Annotated in this window: 22 protein-coding genes; 14 read left to right on the top strand and 8 right to left on the bottom strand. The window is 73.1% G+C overall.

The genetic code is table 11. The annotated features are described in order from the left end of the window. The first annotated feature begins 24 nt into the window (after positions 1-24). Together GCL72_RS09850 and GCL72_RS04195 are read left to right on the top strand one after the other, a co-directional pair. A complete protein-coding gene (locus GCL72_RS09850) occupies positions 25-1,113 on the top strand; it encodes a LysM peptidoglycan-binding domain-containing protein (RefSeq protein WP_246161004.1) in 1,089 nt (362 codons plus the stop codon). Positions 1,114-1,223: 110 nt separating this feature from the next. After that, a complete protein-coding gene (locus GCL72_RS04195) occupies positions 1,224-1,871 on the top strand; it encodes an Rv3235 family protein (protein ID WP_153143457.1) in 648 nt (215 codons plus the stop codon). Positions 1,872-1,904: 33 nt separating this feature from the next. Here GCL72_RS04195 and eda read toward each other — a convergent pair whose 3' ends face one another. The 7 genes from eda to mtrA all read right to left on the bottom strand — a co-directional run bounded on the left by eda (position 1,905) and on the right by mtrA (position 12,054). Continuing rightward, a complete protein-coding gene (gene eda, locus GCL72_RS04190) occupies positions 1,905-2,552 on the bottom strand; it encodes a bifunctional 4-hydroxy-2-oxoglutarate aldolase/2-dehydro-3-deoxy-phosphogluconate aldolase (RefSeq protein ID WP_153143456.1) in 648 nt (215 codons plus the stop codon). A gap of 53 nt (positions 2,553-2,605) precedes the next feature. Beyond that, the gene (gene secA, locus GCL72_RS04185; protein ID WP_153143455.1) at positions 2,606-5,287 is read right to left on the bottom strand and encodes a preprotein translocase subunit SecA; all 2,682 of its coding nucleotides are present in this window, start codon (positions 5,285-5,287) and stop codon (positions 2,606-2,608) included. Positions 5,288-5,665: 378 nt separating this feature from the next. Beyond that, positions 5,666-6,388, bottom strand: a complete 723-nt coding sequence (gene hpf / locus GCL72_RS04180) for a ribosome hibernation-promoting factor, HPF/YfiA family (RefSeq protein WP_153143454.1) — start codon at positions 6,386-6,388, stop codon at positions 5,666-5,668. A gap of 218 nt (positions 6,389-6,606) precedes the next feature. Beyond that, positions 6,607-7,572, bottom strand: a complete 966-nt coding sequence (locus GCL72_RS04175; protein ID WP_153143453.1) for a ComF family protein — start codon at positions 7,570-7,572, stop codon at positions 6,607-6,609. A gap of 88 nt (positions 7,573-7,660) precedes the next feature. Further along, positions 7,661-9,421, bottom strand: a complete 1,761-nt coding sequence (locus GCL72_RS04170; protein ID WP_153143452.1) for an LpqB family beta-propeller domain-containing protein — start codon at positions 9,419-9,421, stop codon at positions 7,661-7,663. Beyond that, positions 9,418-11,295: an MtrAB system histidine kinase MtrB gene (gene mtrB / locus GCL72_RS04165; RefSeq protein WP_153143451.1), complete on the bottom strand. Its 1,878-nt coding sequence runs from the start codon at positions 11,293-11,295 to the stop codon at positions 9,418-9,420. Before mtrB ends, GCL72_RS04170 begins: the two co-directional genes overlap by 4 nt. 69 nt (positions 11,296-11,364) lie before the next feature. Continuing rightward, a complete protein-coding gene (mtrA, locus tag GCL72_RS04160) occupies positions 11,365-12,054 on the bottom strand; it encodes an MtrAB system response regulator MtrA (protein ID WP_153143450.1) in 690 nt (229 codons plus the stop codon). Between the two features lie 396 nt (positions 12,055-12,450). Between mtrA and GCL72_RS04155 the strand changes: the two genes are divergently transcribed. From GCL72_RS04155 to GCL72_RS04115, 9 genes are all read left to right on the top strand, one after another. Next, positions 12,451-13,692, top strand: coding sequence for a DUF7847 domain-containing protein (locus GCL72_RS04155; RefSeq protein WP_153143449.1), 1,242 nt, complete (start codon positions 12,451-12,453; stop codon positions 13,690-13,692). Positions 13,693-13,705: 13 nt separating this feature from the next. After that, positions 13,706-14,449 (top strand): DUF4129 domain-containing protein, encoded by a 744-nt coding sequence (locus tag GCL72_RS04150; protein ID WP_153143448.1) that lies wholly within the window; start codon positions 13,706-13,708, stop codon positions 14,447-14,449. After that, positions 14,446-15,918: a DUF4350 domain-containing protein gene (locus GCL72_RS04145; protein WP_153143447.1), complete on the top strand. Its 1,473-nt coding sequence runs from the start codon at positions 14,446-14,448 to the stop codon at positions 15,916-15,918. The genes GCL72_RS04150 and GCL72_RS04145 overlap by 4 nt, the downstream gene beginning before the upstream one ends. Further along, complete coding sequence (locus GCL72_RS04140) at positions 15,899-16,999, top strand: AAA family ATPase (protein ID WP_153143446.1); 1,101 nt, start codon at positions 15,899-15,901, stop codon at positions 16,997-16,999. The genes GCL72_RS04145 and GCL72_RS04140 overlap by 20 nt, the downstream gene beginning before the upstream one ends. Further along, positions 16,999-18,306: a DUF58 domain-containing protein gene (locus tag GCL72_RS04135; RefSeq protein ID WP_153143445.1), complete on the top strand. Its 1,308-nt coding sequence runs from the start codon at positions 16,999-17,001 to the stop codon at positions 18,304-18,306. Before GCL72_RS04140 ends, GCL72_RS04135 begins: the two co-directional genes overlap by 1 nt. A gap of 112 nt (positions 18,307-18,418) precedes the next feature. Continuing rightward, positions 18,419-19,567, top strand: coding sequence for a tRNA 2-thiouridine(34) synthase MnmA (gene mnmA, locus GCL72_RS04130; protein ID WP_153143444.1), 1,149 nt, complete (start codon positions 18,419-18,421; stop codon positions 19,565-19,567). Between the two features lie 10 nt (positions 19,568-19,577). Then, positions 19,578-19,952 (top strand): chorismate mutase, encoded by a 375-nt coding sequence (locus GCL72_RS04125; RefSeq protein ID WP_153143443.1) that lies wholly within the window; start codon positions 19,578-19,580, stop codon positions 19,950-19,952. After that, the gene (locus tag GCL72_RS04120; protein WP_153143442.1) at positions 19,949-21,058 is read left to right on the top strand and encodes a uroporphyrinogen decarboxylase/cobalamine-independent methonine synthase family protein; all 1,110 of its coding nucleotides are present in this window, start codon (positions 19,949-19,951) and stop codon (positions 21,056-21,058) included. The genes GCL72_RS04125 and GCL72_RS04120 overlap by 4 nt, the downstream gene beginning before the upstream one ends. A gap of 132 nt (positions 21,059-21,190) precedes the next feature. Then, positions 21,191-21,571: a VOC family protein gene (locus tag GCL72_RS04115; RefSeq protein WP_153143441.1), complete on the top strand. Its 381-nt coding sequence runs from the start codon at positions 21,191-21,193 to the stop codon at positions 21,569-21,571. Between the two features lie 204 nt (positions 21,572-21,775). On the opposite strand, the gene GCL72_RS04110 is transcribed toward GCL72_RS04115, so the two are convergent. After that, positions 21,776-23,002 (bottom strand): cysteine desulfurase family protein, encoded by a 1,227-nt coding sequence (locus GCL72_RS04110; RefSeq protein WP_153143440.1) that lies wholly within the window; start codon positions 23,000-23,002, stop codon positions 21,776-21,778. Between the two features lie 44 nt (positions 23,003-23,046). Here GCL72_RS04110 and GCL72_RS04105 point away from each other — a divergent pair, with 44 nt between their 5' ends. The 3 genes from GCL72_RS04105 to GCL72_RS04095 all read left to right on the top strand — a co-directional run bounded on the left by GCL72_RS04105 (position 23,047) and on the right by GCL72_RS04095 (position 26,317). Then, a complete protein-coding gene (locus GCL72_RS04105) occupies positions 23,047-24,051 on the top strand; it encodes a J domain-containing protein (protein ID WP_153143439.1) in 1,005 nt (334 codons plus the stop codon). A 101-nt stretch (positions 24,052-24,152) separates the two neighbouring features. Then, positions 24,153-24,614: a tRNA (cytidine(34)-2'-O)-methyltransferase gene (locus GCL72_RS04100; protein ID WP_153143511.1), complete on the top strand. Its 462-nt coding sequence runs from the start codon at positions 24,153-24,155 to the stop codon at positions 24,612-24,614. Between the two features lie 62 nt (positions 24,615-24,676). After that, complete coding sequence (locus GCL72_RS04095; RefSeq protein ID WP_153143438.1) at positions 24,677-26,317, top strand: anti-sigma factor domain-containing protein; 1,641 nt, start codon at positions 24,677-24,679, stop codon at positions 26,315-26,317. The last annotated feature ends 14 nt before the right edge of the window (positions 26,318-26,331 follow it).

Raw genomic sequence — 26,331 nt, 5'->3', positions numbered from 1 at the left:
CCGATGAGGAGAAGGAGCTCGCCGATGTCCGCGATCCATGCACCGGCCCCGCCGCCGGTCGCCGGCCGCCCCGCCCCCTCGCGGGCTTCCGCCGCCGACGTCGTCCTGACGCTGCTGGTCGTCGTCAGCGGTCCGCTGCTGCTGGTGCTCGGCGCTGTGCTGATGTCCGGGGCCGAGATCTCCGCGGCCCGCCTGCTGCGGCCGGAGGCGTCCACGCTGCAGGTCTGGGGTGCGACCCTCGAGGAGCAGCGGCAGGACCTGGCCGTCGGAGACCTGCAGGCCGTCGAGGAGCTCATCGGCCTGCTGTGCGTCGCACTCGGCGTGCTGCTGAGCCTGCTCGCCGCGCTCTCCGTGGCCGCCACCGCCCTGCTGCAGCTCAGCCGACGCATCGGCGTCCGGCGCGGCACCGCGCTGCTGGAGCTCCTCTCCCCCGGCTTCATGCGGCGCGCGCTGGTGGTCGCTCTGGGCGCCCAGATGGCCGTCATGGGCACCGCCGCCGGGGTCTCGAGCTCCGTGGCGTCCCAGACGACGGTCCCGACGCCCAGCGCCGCCTCCGCCCAGGACGAGCAGGACGAAGCGGCCGGCTCGACGGCGGGCGCGGACTCCGACCTGGTGGCTGACCGCGGGGACCAGTTCCCGGACCCGCTGTTCGCTCCGGCACCGGCCGACGACGAGGACGCGGGGCCGGCCGACGGCGCCGGAGACACGGCCGACGACACGGCCGACGACGCGTCGAGCCCCGATTCCGAGGCCCCGTCGGAGGATCCGTCGGACAGCTCCTCCGAGGGAGCCGAGGAGTCCGCCGGATCCGACGGGTCGACGACGTCGCGGCCCGCGGGGTCCCAGCGGACGACCTCCCCCGAGCCCGGGGATCGACTCACCGGCGGCCAGACCCGCACTGCTGCCGACGAGGCCGACCACGTGGTCGTCCAGTCCGGCGACACGCTCTGGAGCATCGCCGCCGAGCAGCTGGGCGAGGAAGCCGCCGACGCGCAGATCGCGGCCGAATGGCCGCGCTGGTACGCCGCCAATCGAGCGACGATCGGCGACGATCCCTCCGAGCTGCGGCCCGGCATGGTGCTCGAGCTGCCCGACGAGCGTCCCCGCGGCTGAGCACCGGGGCGCCGACCTCGCCCCACGACCGACACCGACTGAGCACCGACTGAGCACGATCGATCGCCGCCGACGGAGAGCCCGCGACGGCCGAGCGAAAGGACGAGCCGATGACTGCGACCGCCCTCGAGAACCGGACCGGAGCCGACGAGCCGGAACGTCGCCGCATGCGGCGCCACGTGCGGATGCCCCACGGCGACCCGCTGATCCGGCACGATGCGCACCTCGCCGGCGAGACTGCCGCCGAGCGTCCCGGACCGGCCCCGGTCGACCCGCTGGCCGCCCGGCGCGGCACGACCACGCCGACGCTGCTGCGTCAGCTGGAGGGATCGGCAGAGCTCGCCGCGACGGCGGAGACCGACGGGGACCGGCGCCGTCCGACCCAGCTGGCCGGACTGCGTGAGGAACGGCGGCAGATCGTGGCGATCTCGCGCATCGTCTGCCAGGCGACGATGGAGTCGCTGAGCGGCGCCCGGCCGGTGAAGCAGATGCAGCACTGGCTGGAGGCCTGCGTCTACCAGAAGGTCTGCGAGCGGGCCGAGCTGATGGCCCGGCGCCGCACCGACGGTCCGGACGAGCAGGCGCCCGCTCCGACCCCGCGGCCGCTGGAGATCCGGCAGGTCCGCGCCGACCATGTCGAAGGCGGGATCTGGGAGGCCTCGGTGATCTTCACCGAGGACGCCCGCACCCGCGCCTGCGCGATGCGCATGGAGGCCCACCGCGGGCGCTGGCGCGTGGTCGCCCTCGAGATGGGCTGAACGCCCCGCGCCGGATCTTGGACCCTGCCGGGGTCAGTCGTCCTGCGGCGGAGCCAGCGCGGCCGCCTCGCGGGCCAGCGACTCGATGCGGTCCCAGTCCTCGGCCTCGACCACCTGCCGCGGCGTCAGCCAGGTGCCGCCGACGCAGGCGACGTTCGGCAGCGCCAGGTACTGCGGAGCGGAGGCCGCGGTGATGCCTCCGGTCGGGCAGAACCGCGCCTCCGGCACCGGCCCGGCGAGCGCGCGCAGCTGCTCCGCTCCGCCCGCGGCCTCCGCCGGGAAGAACTTCACCGACGTCACGCCGGCCTCGAGCACGGCCAGCACCTCCGAGGCGGTCGCGGTCCCCGGCAGGACGGGCAGCCGGGAGTCGAGCATCGCGGCCAGCAGCGCCGGCGTCGTGCCCGGCGAGACCAGGAACTGCGCGCCGGCGTCGCAGGCTCGACGGACCTGATCGGGGGCGGTCACCGTGCCGGCGCCGACGAGGATCTCGGGCACCTCCTCGGCCACGGCGGCGACGGCCTCCAGGGCGTCCGGAGTACGCAGCGTGATCTCCACGATGGGCACGCCGCCGGAGGCGAGGGCGCGCGCCAGGGGCACGGCCTGCGCCCGCTCGCGGATCTCGACCACCGGGATGACCGGTGCGACGTCGAGCGGGTCGGGACGGGCCGGGGTCCGGGACATCGCTGGTCTCCTCAGTGCGTCAGGACGGCGCCCGGGGCGGCGTCCCGGTTCGTTCAGCGGGTCGGGCGGGTCTCCGTGGTCGAGTCGCCGGTCTCGCTGGGCGCGGTGTACTCCAGCTCGGCGTCGTCCTCGCCGCTCTGCGCATCCTCCATGCCGGGCACGGAGACCTGCTGATCGGCGGAGTCGCCCGCGTTCTCCGTCGTGCCGGGCCGCGCAGCGGCCTGCACCTGCGGCGAGGCCGTGCGCACCTCGGCGTTGAAGAGGTAGCGCACCGAGTCCTCGCGGATCGTGTCGGCCATCGTCTGGAAGAGCTGGTAGCCCTCCCGCTGATACTCGACCAGCGGGTCGCGCTGGGCCATCGACCGCAGGCCGATCCCGGACTTCAGGTAGTCCATCTCGTAGAGGTGCTCCTGCCACTTCTCGTCGATGACGGAGAGCAGCACGCGACGCTCGAGCTGGCGGATGGCGTCCTCGCCGAGCTCGTTCTCCTTGTTCTCGTAGGCGACCTTCGCGTCGGAGATGATCTCGCGCTTGAGCATCTTCACCGTCAGCTGGTCGACGCCGCCGGCCTCCTCGACGACGTCCTCGATCGTCAGCGCGATCGGATAGAGCCCGGAGAGCTCCTCCCAGAGGGCCTCCAGGTCCCAGTCCTCGGAGGAGCTCGCCGTGGTGTGCTCGTCGATCATGAGTCCGACGGCGTCCTCGATGAAGTGCTGGACCTTCTCATGGACGTCGTCGCCCTCGAGGATCCGTCGGCGGTCGGAGTAGATCGCCTGGCGCTGACGGTTGAGCACGTCGTCGTACTTCAGCACGTTCTTGCGCATCTCGGTGTTCTGGCCCTCGCGCTGCTGCTGGGCATTGGCGATGGCGCTGGAGACGAACTTGTGCTCGACCGGGATCTGATCGTCCATGGCCTTGGAGTTCATGATCCGCTGGGCGGCGGCCTGGTTGAACAGACGCATCAGGTCGTCGGTCAGCGAGATGTAGAAGCGGGACTCGCCGGGGTCGCCCTGTCGGCCGGAGCGACCGCGCAGCTGGTTGTCGATGCGGCGCGACTGGTGACGCTCAGTGCCCAGCACGTAGAGGCCGCCGCGCTCGCGGACCTCGTCGCCCTCGGCCTCGGCCTCCTCCTTGGCCTGCTCGAAGACCTCGCGCCACTTCGCCTCGTACTGCTCGGAGTCCTCCACAGGGTCCAGACCCAGCTTCTCCATCTCGTGGACGGCCTTGAACTCGGCGTTGCCGCCGAGCATGATGTCGGTGCCGCGGCCGGCCATGTTGGTCGCGACGGTGACCGCTCCGCGGCGGCCGGCCTGCGCGACGATCGCGGCCTCGCGCTCGTGGTTCTTCGCGTTGAGGACCTCGTGGCGGATGCCGGCCTTCGCCAGCAGCTTCGACAGGTACTCGGACTTCTCCACCGACTCGGTGCCGACGAGGACCGGCTGGCCCTTCTTGTTCCGCTCGACGAGGTCCTCGAGCACGGCGTCGAACTTCACGACCTCGTTCTTGTAGACGAGGTCATTGTGGTCCTCCCGCTGGCGCGGCTTGTTCGGCGGGATCGGGACCACGCCGAGCTGATAGGTCGACATGAACTCGGCGGCCTCGGTCTCGGCGGTGCCGGTCATGCCCGAGAGCTTCTCGTAGCTGCGGAAGTAGTTCTGCAGCGTGACCGTCGCCCGCGTCTGGTTCTCGGGCTTGATCTGCACGCTCTCCTTGGCCTCGATGGCCTGGTGCAGACCCTCGTTGTAGCGGCGGCCCTTGAGCATGCGCCCGGTGTGCTCGTCGACGATGTGGACCTCGCCGCGGACGACGACGTAGTCGGTGTCCCGCTTGTAGAGCTCCTTGGCCCGGATGGCGTTGTTCAGGTACTGGATCAGGGTCGTGTTGCGCGACTCGTAGAGGTTCTCGATGCCCAGGTAGTCCTCGACCTTGTCGATCCCGGCCTCGAGCACGCCGACGGTGCGCTTCTTCTCATCGACCTCGTAGTCGGCGTCCTTCTCCAGCTTCGTCACCAGCGTCGCGAAGTCGGAGTACCAGCGGGAGATGCCTCCGGTGGCCGCGCCGGAGATGATCAGCGGGGTGCGCGCCTCGTCGATGAGGATGGAGTCGATCTCGTCGATGATGGCGAAATGGTGCTCGCGCTGGACCAGGTCGTCCAGCGACTGGGCCATGTTGTCGCGCAGGAAGTCGAAGCCGAACTCGTTGTTCGTCCCGTACGTGATGTCGGCGGCGTAGGCCTCGCGCCGCTGGGCGGGCTGCATGTCGTTGGTGATGGTGCCGACGTTCAGCCCCAGGAAGCGGTGCACACGCCCCATCAGCTCCGACTGGTACTTGGCCAGATAGTCGTTGACGGTGATGACGTGCACGCCCTTGCCGGTGAGCGCGTTCAGGTACGACGGCAGCGTGGCGACCAGCGTCTTGCCCTCGCCGGTGCCCATCTCGGCGATGTTGCCGTGGTGCAGCGCGGCGCCGCCCATGACCTGGACGTCGAAGTGCCGCTGGCCCAGCGTGCGGTCGGCGGCCTCGCGGACCGCGGCGAAGGCCTCGGGCAGCAGGGAGTCCAGCGATTCGCCGTCGCGATGGCGCTCCTTGAAGCGCTCGGTCTCGGCACGCAGCTCGCCGTCGGACAGCTCCTTGAACTCGTCCTCGAGAAGGTTGACGGCGTCGGTCTGCGACCGCAGCGTCTTGAGGATCTTCTTGTCCCCGGTCTTGAGGATTCGTTCGAGCAGAGTAGGCACAGCCGGTTCTCCATCAGGTTCGTACTGGGGCACGGCCCCGACATCGACGCCGCCGGCACCGGCCGGCGCACCGTCGACGTCGCCCTCGGCGCCCGGTCCGGACGCGGTCGCGCACGAGTGCCGTGTGCTGAGGGCCACGCGGGAGCCTCGGTCAGTCTACGCCGTCCGTCTCAACTGTGCCTAAAGGTTCCCCGGGTCCTGTCTCGACGCCGGGCGGGGGCCTCGCCCCGGCGCACCGCCGGGATCCCGGCCCACGACGGCCCCGGCTGACACCTGGGATCCGTCGGGTCGCAGGGATCAGTCCCCGGACGGCCGCCGGGGCCCGGACCGCGACGATCCGGGCCCCGGCGGGCCGCTTCTCCGGCGTCCGTCGTCAGGTCAGGCGGCGCCGACCGCGGCGTGGGTCGCGCCGTTCTCCGGACGGTAGGAGCGCTCCTCCGTCACCTGCGCCTCGACCGCATGCTCGCTGTCCAGCGAGATGACGCCGTAGGTCCAGCCGCGCCGGCGGTAGACCGCCGAGGGCTGGCCCGTCTCGGCGTCGACGTAGAGGAAGAAGTCATGACCGACCAGCTCCATGGCGTCGACGGCGGCGTCGACGCTCATCCGCTCGGCGGGGAACACCTTCCGGCGGATCTTGATCGGTGCGTCCCAGTCCTCCTCGGCAGGCGGGGCGTCGTCGGCCTGCTCGGCCTCGAGCACCTGCTCGTACAGCGGACGGTCAGTCGACACCGGCTCCAGCCCGGCCATCGCGGTGGCGACGTCCGGAGCGCCGTTGTGCCGCGGCGCGTGGGCCCGCGACTTCTTCTTGTCGCGCTGCCGGCGCAGCCGCTCAGTCAGCTTGTTGAACGCGATCTCGAAGGCGGCGAACTTGTCGCCGGCCTGTGCCTCGGAGCGCACCACCTTGCCTCGGCCGAACACGGTGAGCTCCACCGTCATCGTCGTCTCGCTGCGCCGATGGGAGTTCTCCGCGACGACCTTGGCCTCGAGTTCGTGGCCCTTGTCGGCGAGCTGGTCGATCTTGCCGACTTTGTCCTCGACATGCTCCTTGAAGGCGTCGGGGATCTGGATGTTGCGTCCGATGTAGCTGACCTGCAGGGTCATGGCGACCTCCTCGTGTCCGATGACAGCACAACGGTCGATCGGGCCGCTCGTCCCGTCGCCGCTGCGATGGGACCCATCGTGAAGATTCCCATACTCCACACTAGGACGATTCGCCGCGCACGTCACCCGATCCGCGCGACGAATATCCGCATCGCTCCGACCGGATCTCCCCCGACCTGCTCAGCCCCGACGGTCCGGCGGAATCCGAGGCGGCGGTCTCAGAACCGCGTCGCCGACGGCGCGACCGGCCGCGGCGCGGCCGCGAGCACCGCCGCCCCCAGCACCCGCGCTCCGGCGGCGTCGAGCGCCCGATGCATCTCGGCCAGCGTCGCCCCGGTGGTCAGCACATCGTCGACCAGCAGCACCTCCCGCCCGGCGAGCGCCTCGGCCCCGTGTCGGGCGACCCGCAGGCTGCCGGCCAGCCGCCGGCGTCGCTCGCGCGCGCCGCGCGCCTTCTGCGAGCCCCCGGGCAGCAGACCGGCGAGAGCCGCGCGACGGCGCAGCAGACCGCGGGCGGCCGGCACCCCGGCATGGGCGAGCAGATGCTCGACAGGGTCGACGCTGCGACGCAGCCGCGAGGCCGCCGACGGCGGCGGCACCACCGGCGTCACCGGCGTCACTGGCGTCACCGACCTCACCGGCTCCTCCAGCTCCGGCGGCCGGGCCCTGTCCGCGCCCGCGCTGACAGGGCCGCGCTCAGCTGCCTCGGCAGGACCCCGTTCGGCCGCGTCGGCGCGGGCCAGCGCCGCCTCGACGGCGCGGGCCAGCGCCGGAGCCAGCACGCGGGTGAGACCGATGTGCTCGTGATCCTTGAAGCCCAGCACGGCGCCGGCGACGACGCCGTCGTAGCGCCCGGCGGCGGTGACCGGGAGCACCTCGGAGTGCGTGCCTCCCTCCGGGTCGCGGCGGTGGACGATCGGCAGAGCCATGGCCTGACGCTCGGCGGGGCGCGGCCGGCGCAGCGCGCCGCGGAGGTCCTCGGCGCACGGCGGGCACAGCTGCCGCCCCTCGGCTCCGCACCCCAGGCACCACACCGGCACCAACAGACCCGCGGCGTCGTCGACGGCGCGCCGCAGTCCGTGGCCGGGGCGGGAGAACCAGAGCCGGTCGAGCAGCACGGCGGGGCGCGACCCCTCGCGCGGACCGCGCCCGGCATCCTGAGGCTCGGACGGACGGGGCACCATGACGGCCAGCCTGCCCCGCGGCGGAACTGGGGGCCAACCCGAACGCGGCCGCTGTGGAGAGCCCGGAGTGTCGCCGCCGGCCGCGCGCTCAGCCCGCGTAGGCGTAGTCGTGCAGGGCGACGTCCTGATTGTCCAGGTTCCAGGCGTCTCCGGGCAGGGTCACCACGGAGGATTCCGCCGCCTCGGCCATCAGCTCCGGATCGGTCCCCTCGCCGGTGGAAACGTTGCGCACCGCCAGCAGGACGTCGCCGACGTTCTCGGTGGTCATGTCCAGCGTGACCCGCTGGATCTGCACCGCCTCATCTTCGACGCCGCCGGGCTCCCAGGCCACCAGGGCATCGTTGGCGTCCCAGCGCACCTGCTCGACGTCGACGGTGGTCGGCAGCGCCATCGGAGTGGCCACCCCCCGCGGGATCCCCTCGGAGTCGCGGACGACGCCGGCGACGTAGAGCGTCCGCTCGCCGCCGTCGTCGACGACCATCGCCGCGCGGGCCCCGTCCTGGGCGATGCGCAGCGAGGTGATCTCCCGGCCGTCGAGCCAGTCGGCGCTGACCTTCACCGGCGAAGCCTCCAGCGACTCGTCATAGGGCACCGCATGGATCGTGGCGCCGGAGTCGGAGTTGCTGACCGTCCAGGTCCAACCGTCGTTGTCCATCGAGGGCCGGGTGAGCGCCTCCCCCTCGGCCACCGAGACGGCGGACCGGTCCGGGCGCACATGATAGAGCGCCTCGCGGTCTCCGTCGAGGAAGGCGTAGACGTCGTCGGCGGCCTCAGGCATCGCCGGAGCCTGCGGCTCCAGATGGGAGATGTCCGGAAGCCCTGCGATCGACAGCGTCTGCAGCCCCTCCAGCAGCTTCAGCCGCCCGTCATGCACACCGACCTGCAGCGACTGGACCTCCGGACGGTGGGTGATGCCGAGCGCCTCGAGGCTGCTCGAGCCGTCGAAGGTCCATTCTCCGGCGCGCAGGTCGACGTCGCCGACCTCCGGCAGCCCTTCGAGCGACAGCCTGGCCTGGTGACGCATCAGGCTCCGCTCCTCGGCGGTGGTCCCGGCGATGCGCTCGGAGTCCAGCTCGATCGTGGTCGCCCCGTCCTCGCCCTCGACGGGCCCGCTGGTCATCACCGCGCCGTCCGGGAAGGCCGAATCCACGGCGGACTGCAGATAGGGGGCGGGCCCTTCGAGCAGCGCGCGCATCGTCTCGGCCGCGACGTCGCGGCCGCGCTCCATGAACCATCGGCGATCGGGCACGGCGTAGTCATGCTGCCGGTCGTAGAAGTAGAGCGTGTGAGCTCGGAACGTCTGCGAGAACGCCGTGCTGCTGAGCATGATCCCCTGCGGCGCCTCGGCGATCCGCCATTCGCCGTCCTCGCTGCCCTCTCCGTCCCCGCCGCCCTCGCGGGTCAGGGTGAACTCCACCGAGTCCGGAGAGGAGGTCCGCGGAGTCATGATGCCGTTCGAGTCCACGGAGGAGTCCACGCCGACCTGCACCGAGTAGGCGTCGTCCCCCTCGGAGAAGATCGCCGGATCCGAGGTGTAGACCAGCGTGCGCTCGGTGGGGCGCCACTGCTGAGAGGCCTCGTCGGTGAGGAACTCGCGGGCGACGGCGAAGTCGTCCTCGGCGCCGACGCCGGCCTTGATGAAGTCACGGATGATGTCCTCCGGCGAGGCGCCGGGCTGCGGGGAGGCGGGCTGGCTGAGGTACTGGGTGTCGTCCTCCGACTCCGGCCGCGAGGTGCCCACCGGTCCGCTGGTCGGGATCATCGGCGCGCAGGCGGACACGAGCAGCATCGCCGCCGCGAGGACGACGGCCAGCAGCGTGGTCGCACGGACACGGCGTCGCTCGTTCATGCCTCCGCCTCCTCGGCCGTCGGGTCCTGCGGGTCGTCGTCGGCGCGCGGCCGGCCGCCGCGCTCCGCGCGCTCGTCGCCCTCCCCATGGTCCGCGGCGACGGCCGTCGTGTCATCCGCGCCGCCAGCTTCGACATGCGACGACTGCTCGCCCAGCGACTGCTCGGTCAGCCGATCGTACGCCGTCGCCCCGGCGGAGGGCCCGCCGATCACCGACCCGCTGACCGATCGGCGGTCCGAGGCGCGGTAGACCGGCGGCAGCGCCAGCGGCGAGGCGCGGTAGGGCACGTCCTGGCGACGCGGCAGCACCAGCCGGAAGCAGGCGCCCTGCCCCTTCTGCCCCCAGGCGTCCAGCGCGCCCTGGTGCAGCCGGGTGTCCTCCGTGGCGATGGACAGCCCCAGCCCGGATCCGCCGGTCGTGCGGGCCCGCGCCGGGTCGGCGCGCCAGAAGCGGTCGAAGACGTGGCCGACCTCCGAGGGGCTCATCCCGATGCCGTGGTCGCGGACCGCCAGACCCACCGCCGTCGGCGAGGAGGCGATGACCACGTCCACCGGACGTCCCTCGGAATGCTCGACGGCGTTGTTGACCAGGTTGCGCAGGATCCGATCGATGCGCCGCGGGTCCACCCGCGCGACGAAGTCCTCGCCCTGGACGACGATCGACAGCTGCACGTCCTGCTGGTCGGCCAGCGGCAGCGCCGAGGTCAGCACCTCGCCGGCCAGGCTGCGCAGGTCGACGTCGGTCAGCGCCAGCTCTGCGGCGCCGGCGTCGAAGCGCGACATCTCCAGCAGATCGCCCAGCAGCGCCTCGAAGCGCTCGACCTGGTGGTGGAGCAGCTCGGCGGAGCGCTGGTTGACGACGTCGAAGTCGTCCTTGGACTGGTGCAGCACCTCCGAGGCCATCCGCACAGTCGTCAGCGGGGTCCGCAGCTCGTGGGAGACGTCGGAGACGAAGCGCTGCTGCATCTTCGACAGGTTCGCCAGGCGGGTGATCTGCTCCTGCAGATTGGAGGCCATCCGGTTGAAGGAGATGCCCAGCCGGGCGATCTCGTCCTCGCCGCGCACCGCCAGGCGCTGGTCGAGCTGGCCGGCGGCGATCCGCTCGGAGACCTCGGCGGCGTGCGAGATCGGCTTGACCACCGAACGCGTCACCCAGGCGACGATGGCCATGTTGAGCACCAGCACGCTCAGGCCGGCCAGCAGCAGGATCCGCAGGAAGAAGGCCAGCGTCTCCTGCACCGTGGAGAAGTCGTAGACGAAGTACAGGCCCCAGGCCTCGCCGGGCGGCAGGTTGACCCGGGTGCCGAAGACGACGCCGGGCTCCTCCTCGCCGTCGTCGCTGATGGACACCGACTGCCAGTACTGCGAGTCGCCGTCGGCCAGTGCGGAGGCCAGCTCGTCGGAGACGACGTCGCTGATCGCGTCGTCGGTCGCCGTCGCCTGCACCCAGGATCGCTGCTCGGGGTTCAGCGGCTCCAGCAGGATCCCGCGGCGCAGCTCGGAGCCCTCGTCGCCCAGCACCCCGATGGTCTCGTCGACGCTGCGCTCGGCCTCGGTGGGATTGGAGGCGGACAGCTCGCTGAACAGCTGCTGGCCCTGCTCCAGGCCGCCCACCGCCTGCCGCTCGACCTGGTCGAAGCGCTCCTGGAAGAGCCCGGTGGTCACCTGCTGGGTCAGGAAGGCCGCGACCAGCAGCGTGCTGACCAGGGTGAGCACGCCGGTGAACGCGACGGCGCGGAACAGCAGCGAGCGCCCCCACAGCCGCGGCAGCCGCGCCACGGCGCGCCACAGGCGCCGCCCGGCGCCGGGGCGGGGCTCGTCCTCGGTCCCCTCCGGCGCGCGGGCGGACTCCTCCGCCTCGGCCGACGGGACCACCGGGATGGAGCCTGTGGTGATCGCGACGGCGCGAGAGGCGGAGGCCCTGGACTCCTCCTCAGCGATGGCCTATCCCTGCCCTCCGGCCTTGTAGCCCACGCCGCGCACGGTCTGGACGATCTCGGGATTCTCCGGGTCCTTCTCGATCTTCGAGCGCAGCCGCTGGACGTGGACGTTGACCAGCCGCGTGTCGGCCTGGTGCTGATAGCCCCAGACCTCCTCGAGGAGCATCTCGCGGTTCCACACCTGCCAGGGCTTGCGCGCCAGCGCCGTCAGCAGGTCGAACTCCAGCGGAGTCAGCGAGATGCGGGTGCTGCCGCGCCGGACCTCGTGGCCGGCGACGTCGATGCTCAGGTCGCCGATGGTCAGCGGCTCGTCGCCGTGGCGCTCGACATGCTCGGTCGGCCGCAGCCGGGCCCGCACCCGGGCGACGAGCTCGGCGGGCTTGAACGGCTTGGGCACGTAGTCGTCGGCGCCGGCCTCCAGACCGCGGACGACGTCGGCGGTGTCGGACTTCGCGGTGAGCATGACGATGGGAGTGTCGGCCTCCTCGCGCATCTCCCGGCAGACCTCGATGCCGTCCTTGCCCGGCAGCATCAGGTCCAGCAGGACGAGGTCGGGCCTGGTCGTCCGGAAGGCCTCGAGGGCCTCGTCCCCGGTGACGCAGAAGGTGGGTTCGAAGCCGTCGTTGCGCAGCACGATGCCGATCATCTCGGCCAGCGCCTCGTCATCGTCGACGACCAGAATCCTGGCTTTCATCCGAACTCCTGTTCCTCAGTCCCCTGGCTCAGCTGACGTGTGCGGTCAGGATATATGACGACCCCGCGCCATCGGCGACTCCGGCGCGGACTCCGCGCCCCTGCGGAACCGGCGACGGGGTCGTGTGTGGAGTCGATTCCTCCACAACCCTGACGCGTCGCCTGCGAACTGCACCCGGCGGGCTATAGAGTGAGGAGCGGGACGGAGACGGCCGCAGGCCCGGGACGACGGCGACCCCGCGCCGCCGCACGACCGGCTCCGCCCGCCTCGGCCGGCGTCGCTCCGGGACCCGCCGCAGAGGACTCTGACGGGGCCGAGGACACGGATGACATGGAAGATACGGATGACCTGGACGCTGTGCGGCCCACGGCGCCGGAGTCCACTCAGGAGGATGACGTGACCCAGCCCCCTTCGTCCTGGGGCCCGCAGGGCCCCCACGCCGGACCGGGCTCCGCCCCGGGGGAGCCGGCCCGCCCCGGCGCCGTCTTCCCGCTGCGCCGGATGAGTCTCGGCGAGATCCTCGGCGGAGGGACTGCGATGCTGCGCCACGCGCCGAAGGCGGTGCTGGGGCTGCCCCTGCTGGCCGGCCTGGTCACCTTCCTGATGCTGATGCTCGCCCAGGTGCTCTTCCCCGCGCCGCTGGCGACCCTCGAGAACCAGATGATGATGTCCACCTGGTCGGACGACCAGGTGTTCTCCGCCCTGGCGGAGTCGGTGCCGTACTACACGGCGACTGTGGTGATCACCATCCTGCAGAACCTGCTGCTGACTGTGGGCTTCGCGCTGATCGTGCTGCCCACGATGCGCGCCGCCTGGGGCTGGCGCACCGAGTTCCTCCAGATGCTGACGCTGCGCCGCGACCGGATCGGGGCGCTGATCGGCACTGTGCTGCTGCTCGCCGTGATCGGCGTGCTGGTGACCATCGTCGCGGGCACGGTGGCCGTGCTGGTCACCGTCATGACCTTCGGCATCGGCCTGCTGCTCGCCCTGCCGGGCTTCCTGCTGCTGAGCCTCTGGATGACCGCCGGGCTGATGTACGCGCCGATGGCCGTGCTCGTCGAGCGTCGCGGCCCGCTGGAGTCCCTCGGCCGCTCCTGGGCGCTCGGCACCGGCCGACGGTGGGCCACGATCGGCACGCTGGCGCTGGTGCTGCTCATCGCCTTCGTCGCCAGCACCATCCTGGGGATCGTCGCCGGACTGATCGGCGCCGCCGGCACCGGCAGTTCGGTCGCCCCCGGCGGCGTGACCGAGCAGGGGATGGGGTCGACGATCCTCCAGGCGGTCAGCACGCTGATCGCCACGATGACCAGCTCGCTGGTGGTCGCCTTGGTCGGCGCCGTCGTGGCGGTCATGTACCTCGACGCCCGCCACCGCCGGGAAGGGCTCGACGTCGCGCTGATGTCCGCGGCCGAAGGGGCTCACGACGACGGCGTCACCGTGCCGGGTTCGGTGGAGCATCTGGGCCGGCCCCGGGGGGCCGCCCCGCCGACGCAGCAGCCCGGTCCGTACGGCCAGCCGGGCCAGCCCGGTCCATACGGCCAGCCCGGTCCATACGGCCAGCCCGGTCCATACGGCCAGCCGGGTCCGTACGATCAGCCCGGCGGCCCGGACGACGGCGGCCCGGCGAGGCCGCAGTAGGACACTGGTGCTGATGACCGCGCTTCCACCGTGGGCCGCGCCCTGGACCGCACCCGTCTCCGCGCCGCCGGCCGTCTCCGTCGACGGAGACACGACGCCGGCCGCGGACTCGCCGCCGCTGCGGCCGACCCGCGACGGCGCTCGCGAGCTGCTCGAGCAGGAGCTCCGCGACAATCGCTACGACACGGCCGACGCCGGTCCGATCCGCCGGCTGATCGGCGATGTGCTGGCATGGCTGGACGACCGCCTGGTCACCCTCACCGGCGTGGACATCCCCTACGGACCGGTGCTGCTGCTGGTGCTGCTCGCCGTCGTGGTGGTGCTGGTCGTGCTGCTGGTCCGGCCCCGGCTGCAGCATGCCTCCGTCGAGGACCGGGTCCTGGAGGAGGAACACGGGATCACCGCCGACGAGCTGCGCGACCGGTCCGCCCGCCGGCTGGCCGCCGGCGAGCCCGACGCGGCCTTCCGCGACCGCTTCCGGGCGATCGTCCGCGCCGCCGAGGAACGTGATCTGATCCCCGCCGGCGCCGGGCGCACCGCCACCGAGGCCGCCGTCGGGCTGGGGGCGGTCTTCGCCGCCCAGCGCGGCCGGCTGCGCGTCGCCGCCGATCTGTTCAACCTCTCGCGCTACGGCGGACACCCGCTCTCCGCCCAGGACTGCGAGGAGCTGGCCGCCCTCGACGCCGCGCTGCAGACCAGCCGACCCGACGACGGCGCCGAGTCGTCCCCGGCGACACAGGTGGTGGCGCCGCGATGACCGACGAGACCGCCCGGACCGTCGAGGCCGCCGGATCCGCCGCGCCGGCCGCGAGCGCCGACCGCTCCGACGCCACCGTCGAGAGCGGCCGCGCCGCCCTGCGCAGCACCTGGCGCCGCTGGCAGTTCTGGGTGCTGCTGGTCGTGCTCGGCACGACGCTCGCCTTCGCCCAGCAGCTGCTGACCACCCCCGACGTCGCCCCGTACAGCCTGGGCAGCACGGAGCAGGACGGCTACCGGGCCGTCGTCGAAGTCCTGGAGGATCAGGGCGTCACCATCCACGAGGTCAGCGACGCCGAGCAGCTGCGGAGCAGCCTCTCCGAGCATCCCGAGGCCACACTGGTCGGCTTCGAGGCCGACTGGCCGATGGACCGCCGCATCCGCTCCGAGCTCGTCGACGGCACGCTCCCCGAGGAGACCGACTGGCAGGGCGAGACCGTCTTCCTCTCCCCCTCCGGCGAGACTCTCGACGCCGTCGGCTCCTCGCAGCTCGACGGCGACGACCTGGTCCGCGGGCCGGGCGCCGGCCTCGGCGCGCAGCCGCCGGTGCTGCCCGCCGGCCCCGCATGCCCCTCGCCCGCCGCCCGCAGCGCCGGCAGCATAGCCGCCTCCGGCGACCTCTACCGCACCGACCTGCCCTCCTGCTTCGCCCGGTCCGCGCCGGGCGACGGGGGCGGACCGGCCGAGACCGGGGAGGAGGCCGCCGCGGCCTCCTCCCCGGACGACACCGCCCCGGAGACGGCACCGGCGGCGACGATGGTGCTCACCGACGACGGGGTGGTCTTCGGCTCCCCCGACGCCTTCACCAACAGCACCATCACCGACGAGGGCCACGCGGCGCTGGGCGTCTGGCTCTTCGGCCAGGACGAGGACCTGATCTGGTACCGCAGCACCGCCGCCGAGGTCTCCGACACCGCCCCCGGCTCCGCCTGGGACCACCTGCCGGACTGGGTGACCACGCTGAGCTGGTGGCTGGTGATCGTCGCCGGACTGCTGATCCTGGTGGCCGGACGACGCCGTGGTCCGATCGTCTCCGAACCGCTGCCGGTGCAGGTCCCGGCCGCGGAGACCGCCGAGGGCCGGGCCCGCCTCTACCAGCAGGCCGACGCCGTCGACGCCGCCGCGCGCACGCTGCGCTCGGCGCACATGCTGCGGCTCGCCCGGCTGCTGCGCCTCGGCCCGGCCGCCGAGGAGGCCGCCGTCGTGCACGCGACGGCGACCACCACCGGCCGGGAGCCCCGCGCCGTCGCCGGCATGCTCGACGCCGCCGCCGTGACCTCCAGCTCCGACCTGCTGCGATTCGCCCAGGAGCTGGCCGTCCTGGAGGACGAGGTGCGCATCCGCAGCGGCCTGGGGCCCCGCCGACCGGACTCCGCCGACCCCGCCGGCCCTGCCGAACCTGCCGAACCTGCCGAACCTGCCGAACCTGCCGATCGACGCGACGGAAGCGATGGACTCTCCCGTGACTGACGACCAGCCCCCCTTCCCCCAGCAGCTGAGCGACCCGGCGCCCGCCGCCTCCGCCCCGGCCGAGACGGACGCCGGATCCGGCACCTCAGCCGGCGCCGAACCCAGCGCCGAACCCAGCGCCGAACCCAGCGACGACGTGCTGCGCGATCGCTTCCACCGGGTCCGCCAGGAGGTCGCCAAGGCCGTCGTCGGCCAGGACGGGGCGGTCACCGCCGTGCTCATCGGCCTGCTGGTGCGCGGCCATGTGCTCCTCGAGGGTGTGCCCGGCGTGGCCAAGACGCTGCTGGTGCGCTCACTCTCGGCGTCGCTCTCGCTGGACACCGCCCGGGTGCAGTTCACCCCGGACCTGATGCCGGGCGACGTCACCGGCTCCCTGGTCTACGACTCGACCACCGGCGACTTCAGCTTCCGCGAGGGGCCGATCTTCACCAATCTGCTGCTCGCCGACGAGATCAACCGCACCCCGCCGAAGACCCAGGCCTCGCTGCTCGAGGCCATGGAGGAGCGCCAGGTCTCGGTCGACGGGCTGGGCCGCGGCCTGCCGGATCCGTTCCTGGTCGCCGCCACGCAGAACCCCGTGGAGTACGAGGGCACCTACCCGCTGCCGGAGGCCCAGCTCGACCGCTTCCTGCTGAAGGTCACTATGGAGCTTCCCCAGCGCGGCGAGGAGATCGAGGTCGTCCGCCGCCACGCCGCCGGATTCAATCCCTCCGACCTCGCCGACGCCGGAGTGCGGCCCCTCGCCGGCGCCGACGACGTCCTCGCCGCCCGCCGGGCGGTCTGGCGGGTCTCCATCGCGCCGGAGGTGGTCGCCTACATCGTCGACATCGCCCGGGCCACCCGCCAGACGCCCAGCTTCCAGCTCGGCGTCTCGCCGCGCGGCGCGACCGCCTTGCTCAACGCCTCCAAGGCCTGGGCCTGGCTCTCCGGCCGGGACTTCGTCACCCCCGACGACGTCAAGGCGCTGGCCCTGCCCTGCCTGCGCCACCGCGTCTCGCTGCGTCCGGAGGCCTCGATGGACGGGGTCAGCGCCGACGACGTGCTGCAGGGCATCCTGGCCACTGTCGCGGTGCCGCGCTGATGGTGCTCACCCGCCGCCTGCTGGGCCTCGCCCTGGCGCTGAGCATCGTCGTGGTGGCCGTGCCGGTCTCCGCGACGATCGGAGTCTGCCTGGCGCTGCTGGTGGTGCTCGTCGTCGTGGACCTGCTGCTGGCCGGCTCGCCGCGGCGGGTCCGCGTCGAGCGGATCGCGGCCGAGGCGGTCCGGCTGGGACGGACGACGACGGCGACGACGGTGGTGCATCACCGAGGTCGCCGGAGGCTGCGCGGCCGGCTGCGCGACGGATGGCAGCCCAGCGCCGGCGCCGAGGCTCCCGAGCACCGGATCGCGCTGTCGCCCGGCGAGCGCCGCCGCGTGGCCACGGCGCTGCGCCCGACGCGCCGCGGCCGGCTGGTCAGCCCTTCGGCGACGATCCGTTCGCTGGGTCCGCTGGGACTGGCCGGCCGGCAGGTCACTCACCGCGTCCCGCACGAGCTGCGCGTGCTGCCGGCCTTCGGCTCGCGCCGGCACCTGCCCTCGAAGATGCAGCGGCTGCGCGAGCTGGACGGCCAGACCGCCGTGCAGCTGCGCGGGGCGGGCACCGAGTTCGACTCTCTGCGCGAGTATGTCCGCGGCGACGACGTGCGCTCGATCGACTGGCGCGCCACCGCCCGGCGGCAGGGCGCCGCCGGCCAGCAGCTGGTGGTCCGCACCTGGCGGCCCGAACGCGATCGGCGGGTGGTGCTCTGTCTGGACACCTCGCGCACCTCGGCGGCGCGGATGGCAGACGAGCCGGTGCTGGACACCGGCATGGAGGCCTCCCTGCTGCTCGGCGTGCTGGCCGCCGGCGCCGGGGACCGGGTCGACTTCCTGGGCTTCGACCGCGAGGTCTCCGCCCGGGCGCGCTCGGCGGCCTCCGGCGACTTCCTCCACCAGCTCGTCCACGCCATGGCCGAGCTCGAGCCGCAGCTGGTGGAGGCTGACTTCTCCCAGCTGCCGGCCCACGTGCAGAAGCTGACCTCGCAGCGCTCGCTGGTGGTGGTGCTGACCTCGCTGGACTCGGCCTCCCTGGAGGAGGGCCTGCTGCCGGTGCTGCCCCAGCTGACGCAGAAGCACCTGGTGCTCGTCGCCGCCGTCCGGGACCCGGAGCTGGACCGTCGCTCGCTGGCCCGCGACGACCTCGGCGAGGTCTACCGCGCCGCGGCCGCCGAACGGGCGATGATCGAGCGGCAGGCGCTGATCAGCCAGCTGGGTGCGCTCGGGGCCGAAGTCGTCGACGCCTCCCCGCACGAGCTGCCCCCGCAGCTGGCCGACGCCTACATCCGGCTCAAGGCCGCCGGGCGGCTCTGACGTCGACGCCGAGCCGGAACTCCCGGGGCCGGTCGGAGTCGCGACGTCGTCCGGCTCCCACCCCGGCGACGGGACTTTGCCGCCCGCGGTGCCGCCCGCGTAGCGTTGAAGGGTGAAGATTCTCGCTGCCATGTCCGGAGGCGTCGACTCCGCCGTCGCCGCCGCCCGCGCCGTCGACGCCGGCCACGAGGTGGTCGGGGTGCATCTGGCGCTGAGCCGCATGCCCGGCACGCTGCGCACCGGCTCGCGCGGCTGCTGCACCATCGAGGACTCCTCCGACGCCTGGCGGGCCTGCGAGACGCTGGGCATCCCCTTCTACGTCTGGGACTTCTCGGAGCGGTTCAAGGCTGACGTCGTCGACGACTTCATCGCCGAGTACGCCGCCGGGCGCACGCCGAACCCATGCATGCGGTGCAACGAGAAGATCAAGTTCGAAGCGCTGCTGGACAAGGCCATCGCGCTGGGCTTCGACGCCGTCGCCACCGGCCACTACGCCACGGTGCTCACCGACGAGCACGGCGACCGGCAGCTGCACCGCGCGGCGACCTGGACGAAGGACCAGTCCTATGTGCTCGGCGTACTCACCCACGAGCAGCTGCGCCACTGCTGGTTCCCGCTGGGCGAGACGCCGTCGAAGGAGCTGGTCCGCGCCGAGGCCGCCGAGCGCGGACTCACGGTGGCGAAGAAGCCCGACTCCCACGACATCTGCTTCATCCCCGACGGCGACACCCGCGGCTGGCTCGCCGAGCAGATCGACCTGCACGACGGGCCCATCGTCGATCCCGAGGGCGAGACCATCGGCGAGCACGGCGGCTCGCAGGCCTACACCGTCGGCCAGCGCCGCGGCCTGCAGCTCGGCCGTCCCGCCCCGGACGGCAAGCCGCGCTATGTGCTCGAGGTCCGGCCGAAGGAGAACACCGTCGTCGCCGGGCCGAAGGAGATGCTGGAGATCGACCGGCTCACCGGCATCCGGCTCTCCTGGGCCGGCGAGCCGGTGGCCGAGGCGGTCGCGGGCGACTGGTTCGACGTCGACCTGCAGATCCGCGCCCACGCCGACCCCGTCCCGGCCCGCGCCCGTGTGGAGGCCGAGGAGCCGGAGACCGAGGACGGCGCGCCGCGGCTGGTCGTCGAGCTCGTCGAGCCGCTGTCGGGCGTCGCGCCGGGACAGACGGCGGTCATGTACCAGGACACGCGCGTGCTGGGGCAGGCGACCATCGACACCGCCCGGTCACGGCATTACGAACCGGTCGGCGCCGATTAGGCTGGGGGCCATGAGCTCCACGCCTGATTCGCCGGATGCGCGCGGCGGCGACGTCGCCGGTCGCGTCGACCCCGAGGTCCTCGACGAGCTGGTGGCCATGCGCGCCAGCATCGACAACATCGATGCCACCCTGGTGTATCTGCTCGCCGAGCGGTTCAAGGCCACCCAGCGGGTCGGCGTGCTCAAGGCGACCCATGACCTGCCGCCGGCGGACCCGGCCCGCGAGCGCCGGCAGATCGAGCGGCTGAAGCGCCTGGCCGAGGACGCGCAGCTGGATCCGGACTTCGCCGAGAAGTTCCTGAACTTCATCATCGACGAGGTCATCCGCCACCACCAGGCGCTCTCGGCCTCCTCCGCCGAGCCGGCCGCCGACGACGCCCGATGAGCACACGCCCCTCCCCCGCGACGCGGGTGTCCGCGTCCGCGCCGGCGACCATGCCCGGACTCGCCATGCCCGAGGTCGTCGAGCGCCTGGAGACCGAGCTGGCCGCCCCGCATCTGCCGTCCGTGCCGGCGCTGCCCCGCCGCGGCCATCACGGCACGCAGCTGGGCCGGGCGACGGCGCTGCTCAGCGAGCTGCCCGCCGAGCTGACCTCCTACGGCTGGCGGCTCACCCAGCGCCCCGGCGCCGACCGGCAGCGGGCCGAGCGGCAGCTGAGCGCCGACGTCGACGCCGTCGCCGATGTGCGCGGAGCCGCCGCCGAATCCGGCGCGCACGCCGACGGCGCGCCCGGCCTGGTGCTGCATCTGCTGGGTCCGGTCAGCCTGGCCGCCCAGCTGGCCGTGCCCTCCGGAGAGAAGGTATTGGTCGATCACGGCGCCCGCCGCGACATCGCCGCCTCGCTGGCCGCCGGACTCGGCGAGCATCTGGCCCACGTGCGGCGCGCCTGTCAGCCCTCCTCGCTGACCGTGGTGATCGACGAGCCGGACCATTCCCGAGTCCGTGCCGGCGCCGTGCCCACTGTCAGCGGGTATCGCACGATCCGCTCGCTGCCGCGCGACGAGACCCGCCGGATGATCGGCGAGGTCGCCGCCGCAGTGCGCGCCGCCGGCGCCGACCGCGTGCTGCTGGATCTCGGCGCCCCGGTCGCCGCCGAGCATCTCGAGGATCATCCGACCCGCGGCGACGAGCGCGTCGACGGCTTCGGCCTGCCGGTGACCCGCCTGGACACCGCCGACTGGGAGCGCACGGCGACGCTGGCCGAGCAGGGGGTGGAGTTCCTCGCCGGACTCCTGCATCCCGGCGAGGTCGTCGGCGTCGACGGCGCGGCTCCGGCGGCGGCGCCGGAGGTCAGCACCCTGGCCGACCGGCTCGCCGAGCCGTGGCGCCGGCTGGGCATGGCGCCGTCGTCGCTGGCGGCGATGCTGCTCGCCCCCTTCGACGCCGCCCACCACCACCGGCTGGCCGAGTCCGGCGAGGTCGAGGCGCTGCGCGCGGCGACCCGCACCCGCGACGCCGCCGAGGCGCTGACCGACCGGATGGGACGCTGACGGCGGCGGCCGAGGGCTCGGACGCGTCGTCTTGGCCCCGGACGGGGCTCCGAGTAGCGTCGAGATGACGACCTCGCCTCCGGATGCGTCGCGGCGTGCCCGGACCCCGACTCCGTGAGCAGGTGATGGACCATGGCATGCCGGATCAGCGAACTCGTGCTCGAATGCGTCGACCCTGCGCGGCTCGCGGAGTTCTGGTGCGAGGCGCTGGACTTCGTGGTGCTCGGCGACGAGGGGGACGGCAGCCTGGAGATCGGCCCGCGGGACGGTTTCGGCGGGCCGCAGCCGACGATCATCCTCAGTCGCCACGGCGCTCCGCAGTCGGGCAAGCCGCGGCTGCATATCGACGTCAACGCCACCGATCGGGACTATGACGCCGAGCTCGATCGCCTGCTGGCCCTCGGCGCGCGGCGGGCCGACGTCGGCCAGACCGGAGCCGAGCCGTGGCATGTGCTGTCCGACCCGGAGGGCAACGAGTTCTGCCTGCTGAAGGCGCGGCTCGACCCGCTCTGACCCGCTCCGCTCGGCCCGGCGGCCCTGACCCAGGTGTCACATCCTGACCGAGTTGTCATGCCCCTGTCCGGACGTGAGAACCCGGTGCAGACGTGACACGTGAGCCGGGGCCCGGAGAGAGGCCGGCGGCGACCCGGTGAGGACGTGACAACAGGACGAGGGCGTGACACCTGGCGGGGGCGGGCAGGGGCCCGCCGGTCCCGCTCAGCGTCGGTCGCCGGCCATCCCCGCCGCCCGGGCGCGGGAGACGATCTCCGGCAGCGCGGCGATCAGCGCCTCGACGTCGTCCTCCGTGGTGGTGTGCCCCAGGGTGAAGCGCTGGGCGCCGCGGGCGACGTCCTCGCCCAGCCCCATCGCCAGCAGCACGTGCGAGGGGCGCGGCACCCCCGCGGTGCAGGCCGAGCCGGTGGCGGTGTCGAACCCGGCCATGTCCAGCATGAACAGCAGCGAGTCCCCTTCGGCGCCGTCGACGGTGAAATGCAGATTGTTCGCCAGCCGCCGCTCCGGGCGGGATCGCGGGTCCGGCCCGCGCAGCTGCACTCCGTCGAGGCCTTCGACGGCCTCCAGCAGCCGGTCGCGCAGCCCGGCGACCCGCCGGGTCTCCTCCGCACGGGTACCCACAGCCTCCTCGGCGACGACGGCGAAGGCGCTCAGTCCGGCGACGTCGAGGGTCCCGGAGCGGATGTCGCGCTCCTGTCCGCCGCCGTGCAGCACCGGGGTCAGCGCCACGTCGCGGCGCACCAGCAGCGCGCCGACGCCGACCGGCCCGCCGATCTTGTGCGCGCTGACCGCCAGCGTCGCCGCCCCGCTGGCGGCGAAGTCCACCGGCGCGGCGCCGGCGGGCTCGGAACCGAAGGCCTGGACGGCGTCGGTGTGCAGCGGCACGCCGTGCTCGGCGCAGCGCGCGGCGATCTCGGCCACCGGCTGGATCGCGCCGATCTCGTTGTTCGCCCACATCAGTGTGGCCAGCGCGATCGCCTCCGGCGCCTCGGCCAGCCGCGCGGCGAAGGCCTCGACGTCGACGATCCCCTCGGCGTCGACGGGGGCGAACACCAGTTCGGCACCCTCATGGGCCTGGAGCCACTCGGCGGTGTCCAGCACGGCATGGTGCTCGATGCCGGTGAGCAGGATGCGCGTCCGCCGAGGGTCCTGGTCCCGGCGATGCCAGTACAGCCCCTTCAGCGCCAGGTTGTCGGCCTCGGTCCCGCCTGAGGTGAGGATCACCTCGGAGGCGTCGGACCCCAGCGCGGCGGCCAGCCGCGCCCGGGCGGAGTCCACCGCCAGTCGGGCGCGACGTCCCGAGCCGTGCAGCGAGGAGGGATTGGCCAGCCGCGGCGCCGCCTCGGTCAGCGCCGCGGTGAGCGCCTCCAGCGCCGCCGGCTTCATCGGCGTGGTCGCGGCATGGTCGAAGTACCGGGAGGTCGTCGTCATCGTGCCACCGATTCTACGGGCGGAGACGCTATCGTGAACGGGAGATGAGCTCCCCCTCCCCCGATCCCGACCTCTACGCGGTGCTCGGCGTCGCGCCCGACGCCGACCCCGCGGCCATCCGCACCGCCTACCGGCGGCGCGCCCGGGAGGCCCATCCGGACCGCGGCGGCACCGACGAGCAGTTCCAGCACGTCCAGCACGCCTGGGAGGTCCTCGGATCGGCCGAGGCCCGGGCCGACTATGACCGACGCCGCAGCCGGGCCGGCGGCGCCGGACCGGCCGAGGACGTCCCGTCCTGGACGGCGCCGACGGCCGCCGGCGCCGCCCGCGGGGCCGAGCGGGCGACCCCCTCGGGCGCGGCGCACCGGGCGGTGGTCTACGAGCCGGAATTGTCCTCACCGCAGCCGCTCTCGCTGCCGCTGACCAGCCAGAAGGTCCACGGCGAGTTCGCCTCCCGCGGGCTCTTCGTCGGCGGCAGGGCGCTGCGCCGTCGTCGCCGCACCGTCGAGCTGCTGGAACGCCAGGTGTTGGCCGAGCTGCCGGCGGCGCGGCTGTTCAACGACGTCCATCTGCTGCCGCCCCGGCCGGACCGCAGAGGCCGCGCCCGGCCGCCGAAGCAGGGCGAGCGCGCCGAGCACGTGCTGGTCTGCGGCGATGCCCTGGTGGTGGTCTTCTCGCTGGAGGTGCCGGCGTCGGTCGCCTCCTGGGACGGGACCACGCTGCGCGCGGCCGGGCGGGCCATCACGCTGCCGGACCTCGCCGGCCAGGCCGCCCAGCTGCAGGAGACGCTCTTCCGCCGGCTCGCCGACGAGCACGGCCGGCGCGCGGAGCTGACCGTCGGCCACCAGGTGATCCTGCACTCGCCCGACGGCGGACTGCTCTCCCCGGTCGTGGAGACCCTGCGGCCCGGCGGTCGCGCTCCGCTGGCCGCCGGCCGGGCGGTGCGGGCGATCACCGGCCAGCTGGCGATCTCCTCCCGGGCGAACGTCGTCGACCGTGCCCTGCTGTCCGTGCTGCGCGGCCAGCTGGCGTCGCCGGTGACCCGCTGAGGCGCGTCCGCCCGCTCCGAGTCGCTAGGATCGTGGGCGTGCCTGAGACCTCCGACGCCCCCGACGCCGCCTCCGCCGACGCCCCGACGGCCCGCCCCCGCCTGCGGGTGCTGGTCGACCAGCCCGAGATCCCCGGCAACACCGGCAACATGATCCGCCTGGCGGCGGTCACCGGCGCCGAGCTGCATCTGGCCGAGCCGCTGGGCTTCGACTTCGCCGATGCCAAGCTCAAGCGCGCCGGGCTCGACTATCACGATCTGGCGGTGCTGACCGTGCACCCGGACCTGGAGACCGCCCTGCAGCGGCTGCGCCCCGAGCGGCTCCTCGCCTTCACCGGAGAGGGCACCACGAGCCACACCGCGATCGACTACCGCGACGGCGACGTGCTGCTCTTCGGCCGCGAGTCCACGGGACTGGATGACGAGGTCAAGGCCGATCCCCGCGTCACCGACCTGGTGCGCATCCCGATGCTGCCCTCCCGCCGCTCGCTGAACCTGGCGAACTCGGTCTCAGTCGCCGTCTACGAGGCCTGGCGGCAGCAGGGCTTCGACGGCGCCTCCTGAGGTCCGCCGCGGTCCGCGTCGGTCCCCGCAGGCGCCGGCGCGGGTCGCTAGACTCGCGAATCATGGAGACCCCTTCCTCACGTCCTGACGACCGCGGCCGGGACGACGCCGACGACCGCTCGGTCCACGACCCCGCGAGCTCCCCCGGCTCCCCGGCGGCAGAGTCCGCGACCGACGGTGAGCCGTCGCTGGCCGATATGCTCGGCGCCACCGCTGCCGGCGACCAGGCCTCCTTCGCGGCCTTCTACGACGCCACCGCCGACGTCGTGCACGGACTGGCGATGCTGATGCACGAGCACTCCGACGGCGCGGACACCGCCACAGTGGCGGTCTACCGCCACCTCTGGGACCAGGCCGGCGAGCGCGCCCGCGACCTGCGGCTGCAGACGGCGGCCTCGCAGTCGCTGACCGACGAGCACGCCGACGCCGAGGCCAGCTACCGGCCTGACGAGTACGAGCAGGTGCTGGAGTGGCTGGTGCCGCTGGCGCACCGCATCATGGTCGAGCGATTCCGCGAGGGGCAGGCGACGCCGATCCGGCTGCAGGTCGTCGCCGAGGAGGGCGGCATCAGCGGGCTGCCCGAAGAGGTCGTCGACGATCTCTCGGCACTCTCCGACTCGCAGATCCAGGTCATCGCGCTGAGCTATCTGGTCGGGGCCACGCACCTGGAGATCGCCGAGGCCGTCGGCGCGGCGGTCCCGGCGGTGAAGTCGCGGCTGCGCGACGGCATGACCCGTGTGCACAGCCGGCGCACCGCCCGCGAGGAGCAGGTCGACCCGGTCCTGCGGGCCGCGGTGACCCGTCGGGACGTGCTCCGGTCCTCCGGGTCCAATCGGAACTTCACCCGGGAGATCTCCGCCGATCTCGACAAGGGCCTGTTGGTCGAGCTCGCCGAGGTCTACGCGCTGGACGCCATCGACGAGCGCCAGCGCGCCCTGCTCGACGAGTCGGCGCTGACCGCCGCGTCCGACGTCGCCCAGGAATGGGACACGCGCGTGCTCGCCGCCCGCCGCTCGCTGGCGGAGGTGTTCACCGTCCACCCGGTGCGTCCGCCGTCGCACCTCATCGAGGAGGTGCTGCTGGACCTGGGCGACCAGGAGGTCGGCATGGGCATGGTCGAGGAGTTCTCCGAGGCGACCGAGGAGGAGGGTCGCCGCGAGCCGCTGATGAAGCGGTGGATGGTCCTCGCCGCCCTCGCGCTGGTCGTGATCGTCGCCGGCGTGCTCATCTGGCGCGTCGTCGCCGGCGGAGACGTCCGACAGATCGCCGACGAGGCCCCCGACGCCGAGCGGCTCGAGGACCTGGAGCTCGCGCAGGGCGGGACCGCGACGGCGGTGCTGGCCGAGTCCGAGGACCTCGGCTACGCGGACTTCTCCGAGGTCGGCACGCCCGACGGCGCGGCCTACATGGTGTGGCTGATGCCCGCCGACGCCCAGGCGCAGCCGTCCTCGCTGGGCAGCTACACCGCCGAGGAGCTCGACGAGGAGATCATCGAGATCAGCGACCTCGCCGAGCACCGCTCCCTGGTGGTCACGGCGGAGGAGGTCACCGGCCGCGAGCGACCGGCCGGCGACGTCGTCGTCGAGATCCCGCTGCAGGACGGGGCCTCGGGGCCGAACTACGGCGGACCGGACACGACTCAGTCGCCCGCCGAGGACGGCTCCGGCGACGACTCGCCGGGAGACTCCGCCGACGGCGAGTGATCCGGCGGGCGCGA

This window comes from Nesterenkonia halophila, from assembly GCF_009467795.1.
GTDB classification, from domain to species: domain Bacteria; phylum Actinomycetota; class Actinomycetes; order Actinomycetales; family Micrococcaceae; genus Nesterenkonia; species Nesterenkonia halobia.
This window is presented reverse-complemented; position numbering and strand designations above follow the sequence as displayed.